The 21,381-nt window shown below is 46.3% G+C and carries 24 protein-coding genes, 3 tRNA genes and 1 pseudogene; 17 read left to right on the plus strand and 11 right to left on the minus strand.

All coding sequences use genetic code 11. The features are described from left to right. The first annotated feature begins 14 nt into the window (after positions 1 to 14). The 3 genes from msrC to ACJJIL_RS07180 all read left to right on the plus strand — a co-directional run bounded on the left by msrC (position 15) and on the right by ACJJIL_RS07180 (position 1,816). The gene (gene msrC, locus ACJJIL_RS07170; RefSeq protein WP_444897770.1) at positions 15 to 488 is read left to right on the plus strand and encodes a free L-methionine (R)-S-oxide reductase MsrC; all 474 of its coding nucleotides are present in this window, start codon (positions 15 to 17) and stop codon (positions 486 to 488) included. Next, positions 488 to 1,234, plus strand: a complete 747-nt coding sequence (locus ACJJIL_RS07175) for a spermidine synthase (protein WP_445361538.1) — start codon at positions 488 to 490, stop codon at positions 1,232 to 1,234. The genes msrC and ACJJIL_RS07175 overlap by 1 nt, the downstream gene beginning before the upstream one ends. A 126-nt stretch (positions 1,235 to 1,360) precedes the next feature. Then, positions 1,361 to 1,816 (plus strand): hypothetical protein, encoded by a 456-nt coding sequence (locus ACJJIL_RS07180; protein ID WP_282932198.1) that lies wholly within the window; start codon positions 1,361 to 1,363, stop codon positions 1,814 to 1,816. Positions 1,817 to 1,865: 49 nt separating this feature from the next. Here ACJJIL_RS07180 and ACJJIL_RS07185 read toward each other — a convergent pair whose 3' ends face one another. From ACJJIL_RS07185 to folD, 3 genes are read right to left on the minus strand one after another with little or no spacing between them, the layout of a single operon-like run. Beyond that, positions 1,866 to 2,882 (minus strand): class I SAM-dependent methyltransferase, encoded by a 1,017-nt coding sequence (locus ACJJIL_RS07185; protein ID WP_444936188.1) that lies wholly within the window; start codon positions 2,880 to 2,882, stop codon positions 1,866 to 1,868. An 8-nt stretch (positions 2,883 to 2,890) separates the two neighbouring features. After that, complete coding sequence (gene rsuA, locus ACJJIL_RS07190) at positions 2,891 to 3,595, minus strand: 16S rRNA pseudouridine(516) synthase RsuA (protein WP_282932200.1); 705 nt, start codon at positions 3,593 to 3,595, stop codon at positions 2,891 to 2,893. After that, positions 3,588 to 4,433 (minus strand): bifunctional methylenetetrahydrofolate dehydrogenase/methenyltetrahydrofolate cyclohydrolase FolD, encoded by an 846-nt coding sequence (folD, locus tag ACJJIL_RS07195; RefSeq protein ID WP_445358093.1) that lies wholly within the window; start codon positions 4,431 to 4,433, stop codon positions 3,588 to 3,590. The genes rsuA and folD overlap by 8 nt, the downstream gene beginning before the upstream one ends. Positions 4,434 to 4,773: 340 nt before the next feature. Between folD and ACJJIL_RS07200 the strand changes: the two genes are divergently transcribed. The 3 genes from ACJJIL_RS07200 (at position 4,774) to ACJJIL_RS07210 (ending at position 5,136) form a co-directional block, all read left to right on the plus strand. Continuing rightward, positions 4,774 to 4,850 (plus strand) — tRNA-Pro (locus ACJJIL_RS07200). Between the two features lie 18 nt (positions 4,851 to 4,868). Then, a tRNA-Arg gene (locus tag ACJJIL_RS07205) sits at positions 4,869 to 4,945 on the plus strand. Positions 4,946 to 5,060: 115 nt separating this feature from the next. Beyond that, positions 5,061 to 5,136, plus strand: a tRNA-His gene (locus ACJJIL_RS07210). Positions 5,137 to 5,267: 131 nt separating this feature from the next. On the opposite strand, the gene ACJJIL_RS07215 is transcribed toward ACJJIL_RS07210, so the two are convergent. Beyond that, a complete protein-coding gene (locus tag ACJJIL_RS07215; protein WP_445361994.1) occupies positions 5,268 to 5,918 on the minus strand; it encodes a tyrosine-type recombinase/integrase in 651 nt (216 codons plus the stop codon). A gap of 212 nt (positions 5,919 to 6,130) precedes the next feature. On the opposite strand from ACJJIL_RS07215, the gene ACJJIL_RS07220 reads away from it, so the two are divergent. The 4 genes from ACJJIL_RS07220 (at position 6,131) to ACJJIL_RS07235 (ending at position 8,076) form a co-directional block, all read left to right on the plus strand. Next, positions 6,131 to 6,493 (plus strand): DUF2190 family protein, encoded by a 363-nt coding sequence (locus tag ACJJIL_RS07220; RefSeq protein WP_445361539.1) that lies wholly within the window; start codon positions 6,131 to 6,133, stop codon positions 6,491 to 6,493. 157 nt (positions 6,494 to 6,650) lie between these two features. Then, positions 6,651 to 6,797 (plus strand): hypothetical protein, encoded by a 147-nt coding sequence (locus ACJJIL_RS07225; protein WP_445361540.1) that lies wholly within the window; start codon positions 6,651 to 6,653, stop codon positions 6,795 to 6,797. 96 nt (positions 6,798 to 6,893) lie between these two features. Continuing rightward, a complete protein-coding gene (locus ACJJIL_RS07230; RefSeq protein WP_445361541.1) occupies positions 6,894 to 7,610 on the plus strand; it encodes an abortive infection system antitoxin AbiGi family protein in 717 nt (238 codons plus the stop codon). Positions 7,611 to 7,686: 76 nt separating this feature from the next. Then, positions 7,687 to 8,076: a hypothetical protein gene (locus ACJJIL_RS07235; protein ID WP_445361542.1), complete on the plus strand. Its 390-nt coding sequence runs from the start codon at positions 7,687 to 7,689 to the stop codon at positions 8,074 to 8,076. Between the two features lie 114 nt (positions 8,077 to 8,190). Here the strand turns inward: ACJJIL_RS07235 and ACJJIL_RS07240 are convergent, their stop codons facing one another. Beyond that, positions 8,191 to 9,582 (minus strand): IS4 family transposase, encoded by a 1,392-nt coding sequence (locus tag ACJJIL_RS07240; RefSeq protein ID WP_507021881.1) that lies wholly within the window; start codon positions 9,580 to 9,582, stop codon positions 8,191 to 8,193. A 215-nt stretch (positions 9,583 to 9,797) separates the two neighbouring features. Further along, a complete protein-coding gene (locus ACJJIL_RS07245; RefSeq protein ID WP_445361543.1) occupies positions 9,798 to 9,977 on the minus strand; it encodes a hypothetical protein in 180 nt (59 codons plus the stop codon). Positions 9,978 to 10,082: 105 nt separating this feature from the next. Here ACJJIL_RS07245 and ACJJIL_RS07250 point away from each other — a divergent pair, with 105 nt between their 5' ends. The 5 genes from ACJJIL_RS07250 to ACJJIL_RS07270 all read left to right on the plus strand — a co-directional run bounded on the left by ACJJIL_RS07250 (position 10,083) and on the right by ACJJIL_RS07270 (position 13,121). Next, positions 10,083 to 10,745 carry a hypothetical protein gene (locus tag ACJJIL_RS07250; protein WP_445361544.1) on the plus strand — a complete coding sequence of 221 codons (663 nt, stop codon included), beginning with the start codon at positions 10,083 to 10,085 and terminating at the stop codon, positions 10,743 to 10,745. A 183-nt stretch (positions 10,746 to 10,928) separates the two neighbouring features. Further along, the gene (locus ACJJIL_RS07255; RefSeq protein WP_445361545.1) at positions 10,929 to 11,546 is read left to right on the plus strand and encodes a hypothetical protein; all 618 of its coding nucleotides are present in this window, start codon (positions 10,929 to 10,931) and stop codon (positions 11,544 to 11,546) included. A 149-nt stretch (positions 11,547 to 11,695) separates the two neighbouring features. Beyond that, a complete protein-coding gene (locus ACJJIL_RS07260; RefSeq protein WP_445361546.1) occupies positions 11,696 to 12,073 on the plus strand; it encodes a D-Ala-D-Ala carboxypeptidase family metallohydrolase in 378 nt (125 codons plus the stop codon). Positions 12,074 to 12,370: 297 nt separating this feature from the next. Continuing rightward, positions 12,371 to 12,862 carry a hypothetical protein gene (locus ACJJIL_RS07265; protein ID WP_445361547.1) on the plus strand — a complete coding sequence of 164 codons (492 nt, stop codon included), beginning with the start codon at positions 12,371 to 12,373 and terminating at the stop codon, positions 12,860 to 12,862. A 91-nt stretch (positions 12,863 to 12,953) separates the two neighbouring features. Next, positions 12,954 to 13,121: a hypothetical protein gene (locus ACJJIL_RS07270; protein ID WP_445361548.1), complete on the plus strand. Its 168-nt coding sequence runs from the start codon at positions 12,954 to 12,956 to the stop codon at positions 13,119 to 13,121. A 577-nt stretch (positions 13,122 to 13,698) separates the two neighbouring features. Here ACJJIL_RS07270 and ACJJIL_RS07275 read toward each other — a convergent pair. Continuing rightward, positions 13,699 to 14,340, minus strand: a complete 642-nt coding sequence (locus ACJJIL_RS07275; protein ID WP_445361549.1) for a hypothetical protein — start codon at positions 14,338 to 14,340, stop codon at positions 13,699 to 13,701. Between the two features lie 793 nt (positions 14,341 to 15,133). Between ACJJIL_RS07275 and ACJJIL_RS07280 the strand changes: the two genes are divergently transcribed. Together ACJJIL_RS07280 and ACJJIL_RS07285 are read left to right on the plus strand one after the other, a co-directional pair. Then, positions 15,134 to 15,997, plus strand: a complete 864-nt coding sequence (locus ACJJIL_RS07280) for an RbmA family biofilm matrix protein (protein WP_445361995.1) — start codon at positions 15,134 to 15,136, stop codon at positions 15,995 to 15,997. A gap of 1,041 nt (positions 15,998 to 17,038) precedes the next feature. Further along, entirely contained in the window at positions 17,039 to 17,194 is a 156-nt protein-coding gene (locus tag ACJJIL_RS07285; RefSeq protein ID WP_445361550.1) for a hypothetical protein, read from the plus strand. A 279-nt stretch (positions 17,195 to 17,473) separates the two neighbouring features. On the opposite strand, the gene ACJJIL_RS07290 is transcribed toward ACJJIL_RS07285, so the two are convergent. From ACJJIL_RS07290 to ACJJIL_RS07305, 4 genes and pseudogenes are all read right to left on the minus strand, one after another. Beyond that, on the minus strand, positions 17,474 to 18,508 hold the full coding sequence (locus ACJJIL_RS07290; RefSeq protein WP_445359737.1) for an IS481 family transposase: 1,035 nt from the start codon (positions 18,506 to 18,508) through the stop codon (positions 17,474 to 17,476). 159 nt (positions 18,509 to 18,667) lie between these two features. Beyond that, positions 18,668 to 19,851: pseudogene (locus tag ACJJIL_RS07295) on the minus strand (IS3 family transposase). 221 nt (positions 19,852 to 20,072) lie between these two features. Then, positions 20,073 to 20,918, minus strand: coding sequence for an IS3 family transposase (locus ACJJIL_RS07300; protein WP_445361551.1), 846 nt, complete (start codon positions 20,916 to 20,918; stop codon positions 20,073 to 20,075). An 8-nt stretch (positions 20,919 to 20,926) separates the two neighbouring features. Continuing rightward, entirely contained in the window at positions 20,927 to 21,235 is a 309-nt protein-coding gene (locus ACJJIL_RS07305; RefSeq protein ID WP_445361552.1) for a transposase, read from the minus strand. Positions 21,236 to 21,381 lie beyond the last annotated feature (146 nt).

The raw sequence follows: 21,381 nt of genomic DNA on the forward strand, positions 1-21,381 counted from the left end.
AAGGGGCGCTAGGTATGTCGCTGAACAAGTTTTACACCACCTTAAATGGGCAGCTGGAAGGATTGCTTTCTGGAGAGCGAGACTGGCTGGCCAACACCGCCAATGCCAGTGCGCTATTGTTTATGGAGTTGGAAGATATCAACTGGGCCGGTTTCTATTTCCTCTACGGTGATGAATTGCGTTTGGGGCCCTTCCAGGGCAAGCCTGCCTGTACCCGGATTCCAGTGGGTGCCGGTGTTTGCGGTACTGCTGTTTCGACCGGTGAATCCCAATTGGTAGAGGATGTGCATCAGTTCCCCGGCCATATCGCCTGCGATGCCGTGTCGGCTTCAGAGGTGGTGGTGCCGCTCTATGACGAAGCGGGTCGTTGCCTGGGAGTGTTGGATATCGATAGCCCCAGTGTGGCGCGCTTTAGCGAGGAAGACCTGGTGGGTCTACAGGATTTTGCCCGGGTATTGCTCAAGTCCTCAGACCTCCCGGCGAGCTGATGGCGCTGCTTTGGCAAAAGCAGGTTGGCGACACCTGTTACCAGGTGCGCAATCATGGTGCCAGTGTGCGCCTCTACAGCAACGGGGTTTTCCACTCTCAATGGAATCCCCGCGATCCGCTCAAGGGTTCCCTTTGGGAGTTATTGCTGCTACCGGCATTTTTCCTCCCTGAAGAGCGCTTGAATTCGGTATTGGTACTCGGTGTCGGTGGCGGTGCCCTGATTCGCCTTTTGCAGGCGTTCACCTCCGCCAAGCGTATTGTCGGCGTAGATTTGGACCCGGTGCACCTGGATATTGCCCGTCGCTTCTTTGGCGTACGCGATGTTGAGCTGGTGTGTGCGGATGCCTGCGACTTTGTGCACGACCACTTGAAGCGACCCTCTCACAGCACTTTCGACCTGGTGATCGACGACTTATTTGGGCACTGCGACGGCGTAGCGCAGCGAGCGGTACCTGCCGATAAGTCCTGGTGCTCCAGCCTGATGCGCCTGCTCCATAAGGATGGCGTGCTGGTCAGTAACTTCGGGGATAGGCCCGAGCTACAGAACAGCGCTTGGCGCGACAAAGCTATGCGTGAGCGACTCGGCGGCGCCTGGATGGCCTATATGCCCCAGTATGAGAATCATATCCTGGCAGTGAGCAGAGGAGCTCTGCGCAAAGGTGAGCTGGCGGCCAGGGCCCCAGAAAAGATCAATCCCGCCAACCCCAACCGGCGCCTGGATTTCCGCATGAGCCAGCTTCGCTGATCTCGACAGCCCCCACAGAGGCCGGCTCCTAAAATCCCTGTCACTTTAATAGTGATATTCATTGGCGCCCTTTGTCACCTCGTGACTATACTCAAGGTGAGCGAAGTGTTCTGCCGGGATCGATTGATGCGGTACAAAACTGTTGAGGAAGTGATTCAGGAAGGAAGGGATTTTCATGCCAAGTTGGCGCTGCAGTACGAAGAGTATGAGCAGCTTGCCACCAATGAACGGGTCGAGTTGCTGCTGGATCAGCTGCGACGACGGGAAGATTCCATGAAGCACTCACTGGAAAATTTCCATGCAGACCTGCCCCCTGGAGCCCTACATACTTGGGTGCAATTTGCCCCGGAAGGGCGAGAGAAAGAATTTTTGCAGCGCTTGCGCGGCATTGATATTGAAGACTTGGAGCAGATTGCCAAGTTGGCCATGGATATCGAGATCTACCTGGCCGATCAATATCGGGATCTTGCCCAGGGCGCTGAAACCCCATCGGCACGGGATGCATTCGAACGATTACGACAACTCGAAGAGTTGGAAGAGCATACGCTGTCGATGAACTTGTTTAATCTGCGCGATTACTAGCCTTTAATCCTGTTTCCAGGCGACTGCTGCCGGTCTGCGCCCCCAGCTCTTAGGGGCGCAGTCGGTATACGCAAAATCCTTGCTCTTTAGTGATCAAATCCACCTGGGAAAAATAGCGGGGCCCTTTTTTCGCTAGGGGAATAAATTCATTCACCACAAAAATCGCAGCGCCGGAATCTTTAAGAATCCGAGCACTCTGCTGCAGAAAGCGATCGGTCAAATCTCCCTCCACCTGAAAGCCCTGGTGGAAAGGTGGGTTGCACAGCACCAGATCGGCGATTTCACTTTCCAGTTCAGAGCCTGCATCAGAGGGCACAACGATGCCTTCGACTCCCTGTTCGGTAAAATTCTTGCGGCAGGCCAATAGAGCAGCGGCGTTATTATCCGTAGCGGTAAAATGATATTTACCCAAAGCGGCTAATTGCATACTCAGGTAGCCATAACCACAACCGAGATCAACAATACGAGAACCGTCCTGTGGCAACTCAGTGGTTAATTGCTGGGCGAGTAGGGCACTGCCTTTATCGATTTTGTTCCAACCGAACAATCCCGGCTTGGAGTAGAGGTCGCCAAGCTCGGGCAGCTTTTGTAACTGGGCGTACTGAAGCTCACCGATTGGATTGCCGGTGTCCTCGTGAGCGACAACATTACTGCTCAGGTAGTCGTTGCCGTTTTTTTGCAAGTGCTTGGCAGTGCCCAGGCGCTCGGCTACTTTCGCAGCGTAGCTTTTGATTCCGCTTTGCTTTTCACCCAGCAGAACCAACTCGCCACCTTCACCGAGGAAGTGGGGTGCACAATCAATAATATGGTGAACTACGGCCTTCTCTTTCGAAACGGCGTAAACAATACGGCGGTATTTGCGGTCCAGTTCTTCAAAGTGGAAATCGTTGAAGAAGCTCCGCTTCACCGTATTTTCGGCGAGTTCGGCAATATCCCAGCGGTTACTGATTAAATCCCCGGCAAAATGAAACCCCTCCTGGTGTAAGAGGGGTTTGCTGTTTTCATCGGCGATCCACAGGGTTTCCTCTGGGGCCTGGATAAGTTCCTGATGTAGAAGGGCTGACATATCTTTTTTTAATTGATAGAGGCAATTTCTTCAGGGGTCAGGAGGCGGTAATCACCTTCCTGAAGTTCTTCATCCAAGATGATTTCGCCGATCTTTTCCCGGTGCAACTCCAATACCTTATTGCCCAGGGCCGCAAACATACGCTTCACCTGATGATAGCGCCCTTCACCGATGGTGATGCGCACTTCGTTGGCAAAGAGGATCTCCAGCTTGGCGGGCTTGGTTCTCTTCTTTTCGTTATTGAGCCAGACACCCTTGGCAAGCTTGGCCACGGCATCTTCCTCAATTTTCTCGGCCAACAGAGCGTAGTAGGTCTTGTCGCAATGGTGGTTGGGGGAGGTCACCTTGTGGGACCACTGGCCGTCATCGGTAAGCAGCACCAGGCCGGTGGTATCAATATCCAGGCGCCCGGCAATATGCAGCTTTTCCTTGTTAGGCTCATCAATCAGGTCCAGCACTGTAGGGTGCTCGCCATCTTTGGTGGCACTGACATAGCCCAGGGGCTTGTTCAACATAATGTAGCGGGGCCCCGGCTCGTGCAGGGGCTCATCATCCAGGCACAACTCATCACTGACTTGTATTTTGGTGGCCGCATTGGTGACCACCTCACCATTGACGGTAATGCGCCCCGCCCAGGCGGCGCGCTTTACATCAGTGCGGGAGAGGTCGGTGACCTGGCTGACCGCTTTATCCAGACGAATCAGGTTAGCCAATTTTACGCTCACCGGAATCGACAGATTGATAGATCAGGGTATTGATGGTCATGGGACCAACGCCACCGGGTACCGGGGTGTAAGCTGCAGCGCGCTCGGTCAGCGGGCCCAGCTCGACATCGCCGACACCGCCGGGGTGGTAACCGGCATCCACAACCACTGCGCCATCCTTAATCCACTCGGCCTTGATAAACTCAGGCTTGCCCACAGCGCCCACTACGATATCGGCGCGGCGGATATGCTCGGCCAGGTCTTGGGTGCGGGAGTGGCAGATAGTCACGGTGGCATTGGCATTCAACAACATGGCCGCCATCGGCTTACCCAAAATGGGGCTGCGGCCCACAACCACGGCGTGCTTGCCTTCCAATTCAATATTGTAGGCTTCCAGCAGGCGCATAATTCCTTTAGGAGTCGCGCAGCCATAGGCCTCTTCACCCATTGCCATACGGCCAAAGCCCAGGCAGGTTACACCGTCTACATCTTTCTCCAGGCTGATCGCATCAAAACAAGCGCGCTCATCGATCTGCGCCGGTACCGGGTGCTGGAGCAGAATGCCGTGGACGTTGGGGTTGGTGTTGAGTTCTTCGATCTTGGCGAGCAGCTGCTCAGTGGTGGTGGAGGAGGGCAGTTCCACCTGAAGGGAGTCCATGCCGATTCGGCGGCAGGCATTGCCCTTCATCTTTACGTAAGTGGCGGAGGCGGGGTCATCACCTACCAGAATGGTCGCCAGGATTGGCGTTTGGCCACCACTCTTTTCCTTTAGTACGGCTACCCGAGCCGAGAGTTCCTCTTCAGTTTTCTGTGCCAGGGCCTTGCCGTCCAGAACCAGTGCAGACATAGATACTATCTCTAACAGTAAAAAATCGATGGCTAATAGACCGGAATCTGCTTCAGCACCTACTTTATATAGAAGGGCGGGAGCCGGCGATTTTTAAAAACGCTTACTTTTTATCCGGTCGGATTCGCGAAGTGCGCCATTTTCGCACAGGTTGGAAATAATTTCGCCACTTCTGGGCCCAGATAGGCAAAAGGATAAACTTCTTTAAAAATAATAGCTTAGAAGCGTTGACATGGGCCGGGGGTATCATTACTATGCACGCACTTCGCAGCTACAGCGACTTACACAACCACCTACGGGGCGGTTAACAGGGTCAAAGAGGTGCGAATGATTGGAAAAACGGGGCATAGCGCAGTCTGGTAGCGCGCCTGCTTTGGGAGCAGGATGTCGGGGGTTCGAATCCCTCTGCCCCGACCAATTTTCCGGGTTCACCTTGCGCCCGTAGCTCAGCTGGATAGAGCATCCGCCTTCTAAGCGGATGGTCGCAGGTTCGAGTCCTGCCGGGCGTGCCATCTTTACAAGATGGTGCTGGTTTGGCAAAAAGGACTTAGTCTGAAGCCAGATTGGCTGCAAGAGGTATCCGGCAATCAGTACTGCCACAAGGTGCTGAAGTATATCACTTTTATGGTGGCCGTAGCTCAGTTGGTAGAGCACAGGATTGTGGCTCCTGAGGTCGCGGGTTCGATCCCCGTCGGCCACCCCAGATTCTTCCTTGTTTATCAAGGACTTAAAACCCCGCCGAGTGCGGGGTTTTTTAGTTTTGGGCCTTTGAGGGGTAATTCGAGGGGGTAATTTTTACCACAATCGATTTTTTCAGCCCCTCCGATTGGACATTCATCCAGTGTCCTTTGGCGTGTCTTCCTTTCCTTTAATCCTCGCCTTGTTAAGGGAAACAACTTTATCGGCGGTGTGGTTGTAGCGCTCCATCATGCTGCGAGTCTTGTGCCCGCTGAATTCCTGCTTGTCGCCTTCGAAATCTGAGATGCCTTTGATCTTTAAGTCATGAAACCGGAAGCGAGTGGGTAGGGCGCCGGCCTCATTGGCAGCTCTTTGCTCTCTGCTCCAGGTGGTGTTGAATCCGTCTCGGGTGAAGCGCTGCCCAGTTCGGCCGCGAATCAGATACATACTTTGCGACCTGGAAGTGGTGTTGCTTTTAAGTGCCAGCTCAACGGCATCGTGCAATCGGTCTGTCCAGAGCTTCAGTTGCTTCTTGCCGGTCTTTTGTTGGCAAATCAATAAACCTTCGTCGGTGATATCTTGTCGCTTCAGTGCGAGAACGTCTTGTTGGCGTGCTGCACAAAGGTAGGCAATCTCCATTGCGGCCGCGTGGGCAGTATGTCCCTTGGGCTCTAGCCAGTTATAGAAAGCTAAATATTCGGAATCTTCGACATACCGCCCAGCCGGTTTTTCCTTGATTGGCTTGACCGCCCTGGCTGGGTCTTCGATTGATACGAATCCGCGAGCCTTTCCCCAGCGAAAAATAATACTGAGAAATGTGCGCTCTCTGTTTGCAGCGGTAGGGTGTTGCTACCTGCGTGCATCCATATACATTTGAATCACGAGTGATGTGATGGAATCTGGAACTGCTTGACCAAAGACGGCCTCTATCATTTTGCGCAATACTGCCGAAGTGCTCTCTGATGCGCGCCTCAATGGTCATATTTTCTTCAGTTATAAAACCAATCAAGGGAAAGAGAATGGCTACTAATCATGTGCGAGACGGGCGCATGCTGGATTACACCAACAGCACCAGCGCGGATATTACCTCTGGTCAGGTTGTGCCAGTTGGTATGGTGCTGGGTGTGGCGATGGATGATATCGCGGTGGGTGAGTCCGGTGTAGTTGGTGTTGATGGTGTATTTACTGTGCCCAGGGTATCTGCCGCAGAGATCAATCAGGGTGAAACTCTCACTTGGGTGGTCGCTTCCAGGTCGTTTGATAACAACGCAGCCACGGGAGATATCACCGGCGCAACGGCCTTTGCCGCTGAGGCTGCTGGCACAGGCGCCGCCAACCTTGCGGGCAAATTCACCGGCGTACCGGGCACCGTTAAATCCTAGGTGGACCATGGATCTGGACCAGAGAGCCGCAGAGCGTGCGTTCCGTAAATGGGGCAGAGCCGCTACCTACGATGAGTGTAGCGGCGGTGAACCTATTGATTGCCGCGTGATCTTTGAGTAGGAGATTGATGACTTCGATGATGAGGAACGCGTGCGGGTGCCGCGTATTGAGTTGAGTCTGCTGGTGAGTGAGGTGGGGGCCTACAACTCAGAGGCGGTGATTACATTTAGTGGTGTGGAGTACACGGTACGAAAAAGGTTGGAGGATGATGGGGTGGTTTGGCGAGCGTTAGTGTATGGCTAGTAGATGCTATTACAAAACCACTTCCATAATTTGTATAAAGCAAAGAAAATACTGAGGTTTAGAAATTTCTCAAGGAGCCCGAAATTGGAAGGATCAATGAAGCCTAAATCAGATAACCTATTCCACTTCACGAAATCTTTAGATGTTTTGCAGCTAATATTAAAAAATGGTATTCAACCTAGATACTGTTTAGAGGACATAGAATGGTTTGGGGCTGAAAGTGATAAGCACATTGCTTTTCCAATGAGCTGTTTTTGCGATATCCCTCTTTCAAGAATTTATGAGCATACTGATTTTTACGGTAATTTTGGGTTGGGGTTGACTAAAAGTTGGGGTTATAAGAATGGATTGAATCCAGTTATATATAGCCCGGAGGGCGGTGTTGCTCAAAGTTTGGCAAAATATTTGTTTTATTTTAATAGTGTCAGTGATGTAGAGCATCAGCGGTTCAGTGATCATCTTTTTGAATATTGGTCGATTGTAAAACCCGTTAATGGGAAAATGTTAGTTTCAGGTTCTTTTGTAGAAAAGGAATTCTATCAAGAGAATGAGTGGCGTTTTGTTTCGCCCGTTACAGATTTGTTATATCAAGAACAATTCGAAGATAAAAAAGAGCGGGCTAATAAAGAAATTGAGAAATTTTCTTTAGAAATGTCTCCAAGCGACATTAAGTATATATTTGTTCGGTCAGATAGTGACATTCCTCAATTGGTAGATTTTATCAATACAGAGCTAGGTAGGTTTCCTTTGAATGATCTCAAAATACTCCTATCTCGGATTGTTTCTTTAGAGACTTTGAAAAAAGATCTATAATTTAGATGAAAAATAAGGCCGTTCCAAATACATGAAGTTAAAACTCGCATTAGCGGGTTTTTTATGCCCAAAATTCATGGAACACATCTCAAGGGCCCAGCGCATAACAATCCGCGATGTCGTACAAAGCAAGCTGCAAACCTTATCCGGCTACATATTCCCATCTCCTGGCACCATAGAAGAAATTGATACCAAAAAGCTTCCGGCCATTGTCGTGAGCTTTGCAGTTGAGAGCACCGAACACGAAATGCATGGCGGTACTGAGCGGCAACTAGATCTGACAGTTGCTTCTATAGTGAAAATTAGCGGCGATGTGTATACCGCGTTAGACCAGGCAGCGGCAGATATTGAAAACGTCTTGCGGGATGCTTCTCTGGAGGACGCCTGTGATTTGTTCCTGCTTAGCCAAACCGAGTTTGCGTTGGATCAGGATCACCCATTAGGTGAAGTACGCTATGGCGTATAGCATCAAGTATTCCACCGAACCCACAGATTTTTAACGAAACAACCTAATGAGGTTATGACTATGGCACAAGGTTATAAAACCAAGCTCTAACGCAGTGGCTGTGTTTTATACACATTATTTAAGTCCATTTAGAGCTTCTGCTGCCTCTATATAATGAAGTAGCTTGGTGTATCCCTGCCAAACGGTTTTAACCCCTGGCTCGCCATCCCCTTTACGCCCCAAAAAACCTCCTAAACCTGCCAACATACGGGTTATCTCCCTCATGCTTGGGGGTTCATTTGGTGGAGTAGTTTTATCTCGCATCATCCATATCATACGCCATTCTTTTTCAGAGTAGGCACTTGTACACGGTGCGTCAGGAACTCTTCGTGCATGCGTAGTTATCGAATGTAGCCGCCATCCAATAATCATATAGATCGCAATGCAGTTCAACATGCGCTGCTCTGTTCTAAAACGGTTACTTTCTATCTGGCATCCGCCTTTCACCACCCGAAAATAGGTTTCAATTTCCCACCGGCTTCGATACCACTCAATGATGACCCTTGCCTGCTTAAAGTCTTCAACTGGAAGATCAGTTAACAGCATCCACTCAATGCCTTTTTCACTCTCTGGTGGGTTTAATTCTTTAGCCAATACAGCATAGAGAGAAAGTGGTCGTTTAGATTTTCCTTTCCCAAGTAGCCGTATCTCAGTAGTGGATACGTTGACCTTGGCTTTTCTTCCAGGCTCTCCATTCCGTTTGGGAATATCTACCGTGTATAGACCGACAGATTTCTGCTCATTCATATGATCCCAAAGCAAAACCGTTTCTTCTCCATCGAGCTCTAAAGTGCGATTGGCCTTAGCTCGAACGATATAGCTCGCCCGCCGCTGTTCACTTTGATCTTCAGCCAGTTGAAACCACTCATGAATATCACCCTCTCTATCAGCAATACTCACAATTGTACTTTCAGGGCAGCGCTCCTGTATCTGACAAGCCGTTTCGTAATGGTCTAGCCAGCGTCGACTCTCCTTATCCTTTATCGACTTGGTATAACGGGAATTAGAGCTTGATTCCTTGTCTCTCTGCCACATACTACCCTCAACAACACCCAAGTTAATTCTTGATGGCGTTATAGCGATGGAGGTGTGCAAGAGTTGCTGATTGGTCTCTTTCCGCCTAAGTGTTCCCATCTCTTTACTTTCTAAGTCAGTGGCAAAATTTAGAAAGGTGGTATCTTGAGGGATAAGAACAACGGGCTGCGCCTTGATTCTCTCAAGAGTTGCCGATTTATGGCCGCTCATAATAGAGTCAAAATTGACTTTATCATTTTCGATAAAGCGATAAGCTGCAAACGTTTCTGCCCAAGTTTTGTTTGCACAGGGAATGCTATTCTTTGGATCTGAACTTAAACTACTAAGAATATTGGACAAGCGCTTATTCAAGCGTGTATCACCCATAACCTGATTTTTTACTTCGTCCATGACCCAGTCCTGCATAATAATCCAATCAAATCTGTAATTCATGCCAGGTCAAACTGTAACTTATTGATTTACATAATAAAACCGGAAAAACTTGTGTATAAAACTTAGCGCAGTGGTGATGGCACTTCCTATTCATAAGTGGCGGGAATGTCGGACCTTGAACCCGGTGAAGAGTCACGAAGTTCTGTTGATATAACTCCCATTGATGGCATCAGTGGCTATATGGACTATGACCTTTCGATCTTGCGAGGTCTTTATTACCTTGATCCGGAAAGAGAGCGACAGCTGTCAACAGGCTCTGCGCTCAAATTACGATTCTCATAACCAAGTCCGCCCACCTCGTGGAAATCGTTTTCGCGAATACGGTGGATACCCAATTCTGGATAAACCAGGGCCACATAAATTACCTGGGCACCTATCACCGCGATAATTTGCACGCGGCCGAAATGCGTTTTCAGGATTACTACGAGAGTATGCCGAAGGCAGCATGATGGGGTGTGTGGCTGGTTTTTGGTTGCTTGAAAATTGCTTGGGGGCATGACATGAAATTCGAAAGTGCTAGACAAGCGTGGCACGACGCCTTTGACAGCTCCACCGCTGCATTTGATTATGAAGCCATGGGCGGCAGAAGTACGGTTTCATCAGCAGGGAGAGAGCGAAAGGTTGTAATTCGCGGAGAGGTGCAGGGCAGGGCCAACCAAGTCATTTGCCGGGTTGCAGCCCCAACACTAGTTGCGAAAGAAACCCCCGGAGCCAAGGACAGCGGCAACCGCATCATGGATACCTGTGAAAAGGGATTAATCCAAGATGCAGTTGCAAAGTTGAGAGAGTGTGATCCATTGGCATACTGCTGGGGCATGGCCGCCTACGCCCCGCCAGCCTCAAGAGTCAAAGAGCGAGCGACACTATTGAAATACTTGATGAATGAATTCGACAAATGGGAGGAGCCGCACCCGCGAGAAAAGGTTAGCCAGCTAGCGCTATTTTGTATTAATGCGTGTGCACTGCGCGATGTAAATGGCCGATTAATAGACCTGGACCAAGCGCGGACAATTTTAGGATGTGACAAAAAGCGGTGGGATAGGGAGTGGGTACAAATTTGGAAACGTTTGCAACGGCGTTTGGACCCTTTACCTGCAAGAGCTTTGGGGCCTGTTTCTGAGATTGTGCAGGAGTACAGAGGTCGGCATAAAGCCGTTTGTTGACAGCTTTGTCCTGAGGGGGTATAAATTTCCTAGCGTGCAGTTTTTCTGCTTTGTAAATAAACCCGGCTCCCCTAGTCGGGTTTTTTATGCTTAAAATTACCACCTGAGTTGTGTTTAGACGATACTTTTAATGTCACAATTGCCCGTGCTCTACTGGATGAATATTAAGCTTTTGAGGAATTTATGATACGGATATTTGTTTTAACGGTACTTGCCCTTCTTACATTTAGTCATGCTAGTGCAGATGAGTCATTTGAAGGGGTTATTAAGTATAAAATTGAATTTGAGAGCTATCACGAAAACCTCCCTATACATTTTCTGGAAGAAGGCTTTGGAACTTCTGCTCAGGCCTTTTACAAGCCAGGTTATATGAAAATGGTTTTCACTGGAAAGCAGGGGCAAGAGCATGCTTGGGAAGTTTATGTAGCATCAGAGAATAAGCAGTTTTTAAAGATGAAGTCTGATCCTGTCTCTGTTTCTCACGATAGTGGAAAAGAGACAAGGAGGCTCAAGAGCTTTACAGATGCTGATTCTGACTATGAGGTTCTTGGGAGAAAGACCCGTGTAGTTACTATTGAATACGAAGATGGATCGCTATCAAAGTATTGGTATTCCCCTAGTATATTTATTGACCCAGCTCAATTCCAAAAATTGGAATTTTCCTATTTGAATAGGTATTGGGAGGTTGCTAAGTCGCCATACTTAAGGCATGAGTGGCACCAAGAGAACTATAAGTTAATATATACAGCTGAGAAGATATCTGCTGAAAAGTTGGACGATAGCCTTTTTAGTGTTGAGTAGAAAAATAACCAGATAACTCTGGTTGTTGCCATAGAAGCCCGCCCTAGTGCGGGCTTTCTTGTTTCTGGATTTTCATTCTCACCCTTTGACTACTTGTACTTGGCGGCGCTCTTTTGGCCGCCGTTTTTTTGCTTAAATCTTGAGGGTTTATGTTTCATAACGACTATTTCAAAGAGTTGGAGTTGGCCTGTCGTTGTTGTGGTAAAAATCATTTTAAAGATGAAACGCTAATGCGCTTGATTAGAGTCAGAGAGCGATTTGGCAAATCAATGATTATCAATTCCGGTTATCGTTGCCTAGCACATAACATTCAGTTAAATGCCACTATGACCCACGCCACTGGGCAAGCTGTTGTTGTTCAGGTAGCTGTAGGGCGAGCCTATCGGTTAATCCAAGTCGCTCAGGAGTTAGGGTTTACTGGTATAGGAGTAAAGCAGAAAGGCCCAATAGGAAAGCGATTCCTTCATCTGGATGACCTTGAGTCAATACCCGGCGAGCGCACCCGCCCCACCGTCTGGAGCTATTAACTGATCAAGATCCGAAAAATGGGTATTAAGTGGGGGGGGGAAAGTAACCGCCAGGATTAAGGGAGTGTCGTGAAGGGGCAGTCAATGTAGGAAAGCCTAGGGTAATTAGTACGGTTGGGTAGGAAATGTGACTAAAAACGGACTCGATAATGTTTAGCTGCTTTCATTACTAGAAGAATTCGCATAACTCGTTGATATTATTTGCAATCTTAGGTAGCTTCGCGCACGTTAAGTGTGCTGGTAGTGGTCATGGGGCCGCTATATAAACTTCAGTCTAAATCATGGGGATCTCAACAGGTGCAACCATCTCAATCAGTAATAATTCTTCTCCTAGTGGCAAATATAGTTGCAACCGTATGGTTTGGCCTCAATGAGAGGACAGCTCCAGTACAAACTCAAGCAGAAAAAACGGCAGAGCACGAGCTACCATTGTTTATAGACTCTAAGGTCCGAGTGCATATATATAATGAATTCGTCAAAGCATTTAATGCTGGTGATAATGATGCCTTATATAACATGTTCGGCCCTGCAGCAAAAGCCCAATTTACAAAAGAGAGCGCAGAAACTGAGTTCCAGAGATTAACCAAAATTTTCAATTCTGTTGAGAGTGGTGCTTTCACCCACTCTCAACTAGCCGGAACAGAGGGGAATACAAGTTTCTACGTTTTGCATTATGCAGTTAAGTTTCCTGAAGAGAGTGAGTTTGGTACATCAGGTACACTGAAAGTGACTATTGCCATTCAGGGAAGTGAATACCAAATATATGGCATCATGATTAATGCAGGGTAGTGCTTAAATAAGCCAGCCAGATACTCAATCATATAAACCGGCCACTGAGCCGGTTTTTTGTACCTAAAAAAACCTCAATCAGGAGCTACTTGTGATTTCAGCGATATCCAACCTGCTTGGTAAGGTCATCGATAAAACTCTCCCAGACAAGACGGAAGCCAACCGCCTAAAGGCTCAGGTTGCTTCACAGCTGATTTCAATGGACTTGGAAGAGCTAAAGGCAGCAACCCAGGTAATCACGGTAGAAGCCTCGGGATAGTCATGGCTACAGAGAAATTGGCGGCCAGTAACAATGCTCACATTCTTCGGGCTGATTGTATTTCACTGGTCGGGGTGGGCTGCTTCAAACCTCAGTGAGGTCCAGATGCTCGCACTACTGGCGATTGTTAAAATCGGCCTCAGTGGTTATATCGTGGAGCGAAGCGCTAGAAAAGCGATGAAGGCTTGGAAGCAGTCATGATACTTCACGATACCCTTAGAATATCAGCAGACAAGGTTGGCTACATGACCGCCATTGTACAGAAACTTTCGCGGGTTGGCTTGCAAACAACTGGCTCGGCTTTGCCGGTGTGCTGATAGCAGTGGCGGGCTTGATGGTAAATTGGTAATTCAATGTTGTTGACGAGGCTGCCGGCCTTGTTTCTGGCAGCATTGATGAAGTAGCGAATCGCCCCGCAGTGCATAGTTCTATTGTGGCTATGGCAATTCTTAGTGGATGATAGAAATTAATCAATGTGGGATATTCTTTAGGATAATCATCGAAAACAATAGTGTGCTAAGTGTACCAACCTCTACAGAATAGCGGTTGGTATTTTTAAGCTAGTTAAACTTAAGATCTACTCACAAACAGATTGAGGATATTTGCCTGCGTAAGAAGGGCTGATTACACAAAGCTCAGCCCCGCTGCCTGGTGCCCAATAATCATCTGGACTGGGTAGCAAAGGAACTTGTGCCTTACAGGAATATTCTGAAGGGAAGCTACTGCCATATTGCAAACCACCCCCCCACATATCGATATATTTTGTGGTGCAGGTTTGAGGTGTGTTGGCGGTATCAGTATGCCAGATTACACCGCCATCGGACTTATACAGAACAAGGTTACCATCGTCCTGCATTATAAGCCGTGAATTTGCATACTCAGACTTGCCAGTTTTAAAAGCTGCCCAAAGGGCTTTGCCACTTGTACTGTAAATCACAAAATTACCAGCCCGCTGTAATACTGCTTCAGAATTTGGATTTGCCCCTGTATTGGATGACCACAAATTTGTAGACCAGGTTTCACCACTGTTGGAGTTTGTGCGAAGTTCATTTACAGCTAGATTGCCACCGGTTTGCATGCGAAGCTCGTACTTCCCATTGTTGGATAGTAATTTTTGGCCTGGTAGAAGTTTCTCACCACCTTCTAACGCATTTTTAGCATTGGTTTGTCCAGAAAGGGCAAGCAGGGTGGTGAATATAAATATAGAAATTTTTTTCATTAAGTTGAATCCTTCAGCTTAAGTTTAAATATCCCGGCCTGAATGAAGTCAGGATGGCGGCGCCAACTTAATTTATAGGTTGCAGTTTTACAAGGATGTTTTTCTATGACTATTTTTTGTATCCGGCCCTATGGTTGCTCAATTTATTAGTGCACTCGATCAATTCAATCTTTGTTGTTCGTTGCCTGTGTTAAGGATGCTAGTTACATTGAGTGATAAAATTAGAAACAAATAGCTTATAGCAGTGAAGAGAATTTAGCCGAGTACTTTTGATCTATCTAAAGACTGATGAGTATCTTGGGCCATACCGCCGGGTTGGTGTCTGGTTGTTTTGATGAGGTGTCGCTACGCTGCGCGTGGCTCGATTTAGCCATGCCTATTCCCGGCGGATAACTAAAACAAAATGTGGTCGATCGCCCAGAGATATTGTTGATAGTTATGGGGTGTGGGCAGCACTTTGACAGAAGTGGTTGTGCAATTTGCGCTCACATATAAATATTTATTGGTATAACTAGATTAATTAGTAGTGTCGCCTTTAGTTTCTATTTTACTTTGTACGGTTAGAGATCAAAAAAATTTTGTAGAGGTAGGAAAGCGTGAAATATAATGCTTAGGACAGTTTTAGCCTAGTAAATCAATAAAGTTATTCTTCGCTGATTGGAGCTGCCAAGACATTCGATGGATACTTGATTGTCAAGGAACTAGTCTTACTTTATCAGAGTTTGATTCTAAAAGCTGTCCGAATTATTGTTGTATCTCTCAATGTATCAAATGGATTGTGATTTTGAAAAAAATGAATGCAAACTGCCCCCTGCACAAGACCGTGTTGAAAAAATATATCGGTGGTGTCACTTTGATATGTGCATCGGCATTGGTTCAAGCAGACACGATAAGCACTAAAATAGATCTAGGTGAACCATACCCCTTCATAATGGAGAGTGGAATTGATTACGAGGTGGAGTTAGATATCGGCTATAAGTTCGATTCTATTGAGAAAATTTGTATCAATACTGAGCCTAAAGATGGTGATGCCTCAGCGGCGGGTTATGGTTGGACAAGCGAAATAGTGAGGGATGATGATCAAATTGCCAAAGGTTTAGTGCTGACTCATCTAATTTATTCAGGAGATCTTCCAGCGCCAGAAAATCCCAATCCCGTACGACAAATAGGAGATATTAATTTTTGTGCGGGTGGTGATGGTTTTTTTGCAAAAAATTTTCTTGATGGGGAGGGTGAATTCCACCTCTTTGTATCGGATGGTTTTGTAGAGTTCTGGGATATTGAGCTGGTTGTAGAGGGAGATATTTCCGACATCCAGTTGGCGATTGAACTTGATGAACCTGTCGAGTTTTCAGTTCCATCCTATGGGGGCAGAGTCAATTATGATGCAAGTATTCGCAATTTAGACTCTACGCAGTCATTGGTTACATTCGAACAGTGGAGTGTACTTAAATTCCCCAATGGGGATAATTATCCCATCCATAAGTCAAGGGATGTGGTATTAAATTATTCTGAGGAGAAAGATTACACTAGAAATTATCTGAACATACCAGCTTGGTTCGAAGCTGGAGATTACGAGCTAGTTTGGTATGTGGCTGATCCAAGCACAGGGGGTCGAGTGAAAGATAGTCTGCGTTTTACAAAGAGTGCTGACTAAGTCTTAAGCATATTGGGGCGCTCTTGTACCCCAACTCTCCTATTGCAGATTATATAAATCGCGATACAGAAAGGGTGATCAAGAGCCGCCGATAGTAAGACCTTAAAAAGAATGGTCTGGCAGCAGGTGATTTCACAGTATTAATGATACTGCCATTTTGCTTGGTGGAGCCTCTGTGCCCTCCGGGGTGCTACCGGTACTATTGTTATGTGAAAATGATGAGTCGCATAATTAAGGTTTCCTAGCTATTAGATAACTTCCCGCTTGATTTTATTCAGGCCGAATCTGTCAAAATATAGATGGAAAAACCTGAGTAAAAGCTCTTAACTATTTCCAATAGTAAATTTATCTAGCCTTACTTTATTAGCGGAATTGGCTTCCATTGGTGATTTGAATAATGATTTAGATATCCCATACATGTATGTTGTCCTATTGTTGCTAATAGGTTACATAATCTTTACTTAATATTTCATTTTTTTATGCTCTATAAAGTTGGAGAATCAATGTGCTAATAAGTTAGGAGTCGGATTACTTTTTTCTCTACATCTATTTAGTATCTAAGCGTAATGTGTGCTTCAATCAATTTATTAAGAGTTTATACAGTATGAGTAAAATTACGAAAAATTAAAAAGTAGTGATCCATTTGTGAAAGATATCGTAAGAAGGTGTGGGTGTTCTAGTTTTTATACAATGAAATATAATGTGATTGTAAAAAATAGACTTGAAAGTCTGCAGGGGCTCCTAGGTACCCAGTTCTTGGAATTTTCTTGTGTATCTTTTCTTCTAGTTTAACTAAGGATATAAGGTGATACTTATGAAGTATGTACAAAGGAAGACGTAAAAGGCTAACTTGAAACTATATAATAATTCTTCAAAAAGTAAAGGGTGTCTGTATGGTAATAATGCCAAAGATACCTGCAAGCCTGGTAAATGTAAAAAATCTAATGAGTCAAATAAATAGCTAAAGCCAAGTTGATCGTACATTTCTCTATTGAGATGTGTAGGGCTGAATTTCTATATTTAGTCATTGGGGTTTTTGCTATGGCTTATCACCGCTCAAGAAATAAAGTGTTTTTAATGAGTAGGGTGATAGTTGAATTTGATGCTTTAGTTTCAAGAAGTACAGCAATAGCATTCAATATTCCGGCCCGTGAAATGTGGATGGATCGTCAATTAGGGAGTGCACAAGAGAAGTGAGAAACTTATCGCTGTATAGCTTATGGAAATAAATCTTAATATCTGATTAATCATGGATGCAAAGGCTCTTTAATAGACCCAGAAGGAAACCTTCAGTATAGAATGAGGACAGATCAGCATAGTCAGGAGCGCACCACCGCGGAAGTTGTAATTAGAGATGTATAAACTATTGATGACTGGGAAAGAAGAAGTAGTTAGATTAACTATACTTTATATGTAGTAGTTCAGACTTGATCTGACAGTTACCGGTTTTTCAGGAGGTGCTCTGTCAGGTCAAATTCAGCTTACGAGCTTTTCCTTCCAAATACTTTTTCCATCTTCAAGAGTTGCCATCGGAGTTCGACCGCAACACTTCTTACCCTGGTGGGTTCTCTCATTATTGTAATATGTGAGCCATTCGTCTAGATCCTTTTGCAAGTCCTCTATTGATCCATAGATCTTGCGGCGTAATGAAGGTTGATAGAACTCTTGTAAAATAGTTTTATGAAAGCGCTCACAGATCCCATTTGTTTGCGGATGCCTGGCTTTTGTCTTCGTGTGTTCTATTTCGTTCACACTCAGATATAGCTGGTAGTCGTGCTGCTCCAACTTGCCACAATATTCAGTACCACGATCAGTTAGGATACGCAGCACTGGCAGATCATGCATGGCATAAAATGGCAGTACACGATCATTCAGAAGGTCTGCCGCAGTGATTGGCGTTTTGGTGGTATACAGCTTGCAATGAGCCACCTTTGCATAGGTATCGACATAGGTTTGTTGGTAAACACGTCCGACGCCCTTAAAGGTTCCTACATAGAAGGTATCCTGCGAGCCCAGATAACCTGGGTGTTGAGTATCAATTTCACCACAGGCTTCATCATCATGACGTTTTCTCTCTAAAGCTTGAACCTGTGACTCTGTAAGGATCAGTCCCTCCTCAGCCACCTTGGCCTCAAGTGCCTTTAATCGCAATTTGAAGTTAGCAAGGTCGTGCCGTAACCAGATACTCCGAACACCACTAGGGGACACAAATACACCGCGTTTGCGCAGCTCATTGGAAACTCGAACCTGCCCGTGGGCAGGCTCTTGGACGGCATAAGTTAACACTGCCTCTTCAATGGCTGTGTCAACACGGTTCTTGTGGTTGGGCACGCGCCGGTTCTTCTCAAGAAGGGCGTCCACGCCGCCACTTGAAACGGCTTCCTTATAGCGATAGAAAGTGTCTCTCGACACACCCAGCATCTTGCAAGCTTTGGAGATATTGCCGAGTTCTTCTGCCAGATTTAGCAATCCGGTCTTGTGTTTGATGATGCGATCATTAGTATGGATCATGGGGTTTATCCTTGGTTTTGCTTTTAGGTTTAGGCACCTTCATCAAAACCGGTAAACCCCTCTTTTTCAAGGGAATGTGTCAGATTTGGTCTGAACTAATCCACTTTATAACAATCAATAAACTTTGATCTTGTCCCGATAAAACGGACACACTACTTTTCATGCTGCTATTCGCTCATATTCCATTGGTGATTGATAGCCTAGAGCTGAATGCAGCCGCTTACGGTTGTAAAAATCATTAATATATCGAGCCAAAGCATACGTTAGATGGCTCATTGTCTGGAATCTAGTTTCTCTAATCAGTTCAGCTTTTAAGCTATGGAAGAACGACTCCATATGAGCATTATCCGTACATTTACCCACTCTACTCAAGCTATGCTGGATTCCATATTTTCGCAACTCTTTTTGATACTCGGATCCTCTGTACTCTACACCTCTGTCCGTCTGTAATATTAATCCCGGTTGTGATCCTCTTTTCCTTACAGCATTCATCAGGGTTCGACGGGTTAATTCTGTTGTTCTCTTCGCACCTAAACTCCAACCGATTACTCGGCGATAATACAAATCCATCACCACTGACAAGTACTGCCATTGCCCCTTAACCTTAAGGTAGGTTATGTCAGCAACTCAAACTTGATTCTTGCTTTTAGGCACAGCTCCATCCGGTCTAAGATTCTCCCCAGAGGCTAGGAAACGCTTTATGCCTGGTGCCCTACGTGTCACTCTCGTAACTCTGGCTACGACTCCTAACTCCTGCATCAGCCGGGCTACGCGCTTACGGCTAACTTCATATCCCTTGGTTAGCAGGGCTTTCCAAATTCTTGGACTACCATAGCGCCCTGCAGAGTCATCCGAAATCTTTTGAATCTGAACCTTTAGATCATCATCTTGGTGTTTTCGGTTCGATCGCTGCCTCTTCAGCCAATCATAATAGCCACTGCGCGATACTCCCAGCCACTGACAAGTTCTTTTGATACCTAGTTCTGATCCGAACCTCTGGATGAATCGATATCTTGCTGATGTTCCTCCGCAAGAAACCGTTGCCACTTTTTTAACAAATCAAGCTCCTGCTTTAATTTACGATTCTCCGCCTCTAAACGCTTTACCTTAGAAAGTTCCTTTTCTGCTTTAGAGGCTACACCAGTAAGCTTTCTTCGTTTATCTGCCACAATCTTCCCCTCCTGAAACTCTTTTCGCCATCGTGACAGCATGAAAGGGTGAATGTCGAGAGTTTCGGCCACTTCCTTAACTTGAACACCCTCTATCAAGCTAAGCATTACCGCTTTCACTTTGAATTCGTTTGAATACTGCCAAGTCTTTCTAGATTTGTTGTATTTCGGCATAAGACACCTCGTCTGTTTGACTTTGGTGTCCGTTAAAACGGGGCAAGATCATCCTGTTTTTTTAGCTTTATATATACAGTATCTTGGTAGATTACCCATGTGTCGATGGGAAGAAAGAATTGGACGATGACATTCATAGGGTTTGAAGCCGAGGTGCGCGCTTGCTTGAACACTATTGATATGACCGCAGTGGTCTTGCCCACAAAAAGTAGACACTCTAACTATGCGTATTTTCGTTCATACTCTGCTGGACTTACATAGCCCAATGCAGAGTACCTACGAACCCTATTGTAGAAAATCTCAATGTATTCAAACACCTCAGATTTTGCTTGCTCTTCGCTTTCGAATGTTCTGGCATAGACCAGCTCGACTTTTAGCCTGCTAAAGAACGATTCCATTGCCGCATTATCCCAACAGTTAGCCTGGCGACTCATACTCGGCTTGCACTTGCTTTCGGACAAGAGATCCTGGTATTTCTGCGATCGATATTGCACTCCCCTGTCAGAGTGAACTAGCAGTCCAGGCTTTATTGGTCGTCGCTCTAGGGCCATTTTCAATGCTCGACGTGTCAATTCATCGGTCATCTGCGAATCGAATGCCCAACCTACAATACGTCGAGAATACAAATCCATAACTACCGCGAGGTATAGCCACCTCTCCAGAACCCAGATATACGTAATGTCACTGGTCCAGCGGCAATTGGGTCGATCCACATCAAAGCAACGCTTAAGTAAGTTGGCGGAAACGTTAATGCTCCCCTCTACGGGCTGACTATATCGAAAGCCTTTGCCGTTTCTCGCTTTAATATGCTCCTGATGCATAAGCTTAGCGACGTAGTTCCGTGAGCATGGCTCACCTAACTCTCGAAGTTCGCAAGCAATTCTAGGCGCGCCATAACGACCCTTAAACTCAACAAACGTCTCTCGGATTTTTTGAATTGTTCGTATCTTTCTAATCGTGCGAGCAGATGGCAATCGCCCCCGCCATCGATAATAACCCGATCTTGAGACTTCTAAACACCGACACATCAAGCGTACCGGGAATAACCCTACATGCTCTTGTATCAATGCGTACTTTACTCTTGGTGGTTCGCAAAGTACGCAGCTGCCTTTTTTAGAAACTCAACCTCCTGACGAGCTTCATGCAGCTCCTTCTTGAGCTTGCGAACTTCAGCGCTTTCCTGTTTGGAATAGTCGACACCGTCTAAACTATTGAACTGCTTATCAGACAGTCGATTAAATTGACGACGCCAGTTGTAGATCTGCTGTGCGCTGACGCCTAGCTCTCGCGCCACAGAAGCCGTTGTTGCTCCAGGCTTTTCCGCTCTCTTAACTGCTTCTCTGCAGAACTCCTCCGTATACGCCTGAGTTCTTTTCTTACCCATGATACACCTCTGTGTTAGGCCTAAACCTAACTATACAGGGTGTCTACTAAACGTGGGTGAGTCTTGCAGATACCGCCGACCCGAAGCTGAGGATATACTCAAAGTTCAGGTGAACAACCTGTATGCGGCAACCAGTACTCCTGTAA

This window comes from Microbulbifer maximicatervae (SeqCode) (assembly GCF_052468095.1).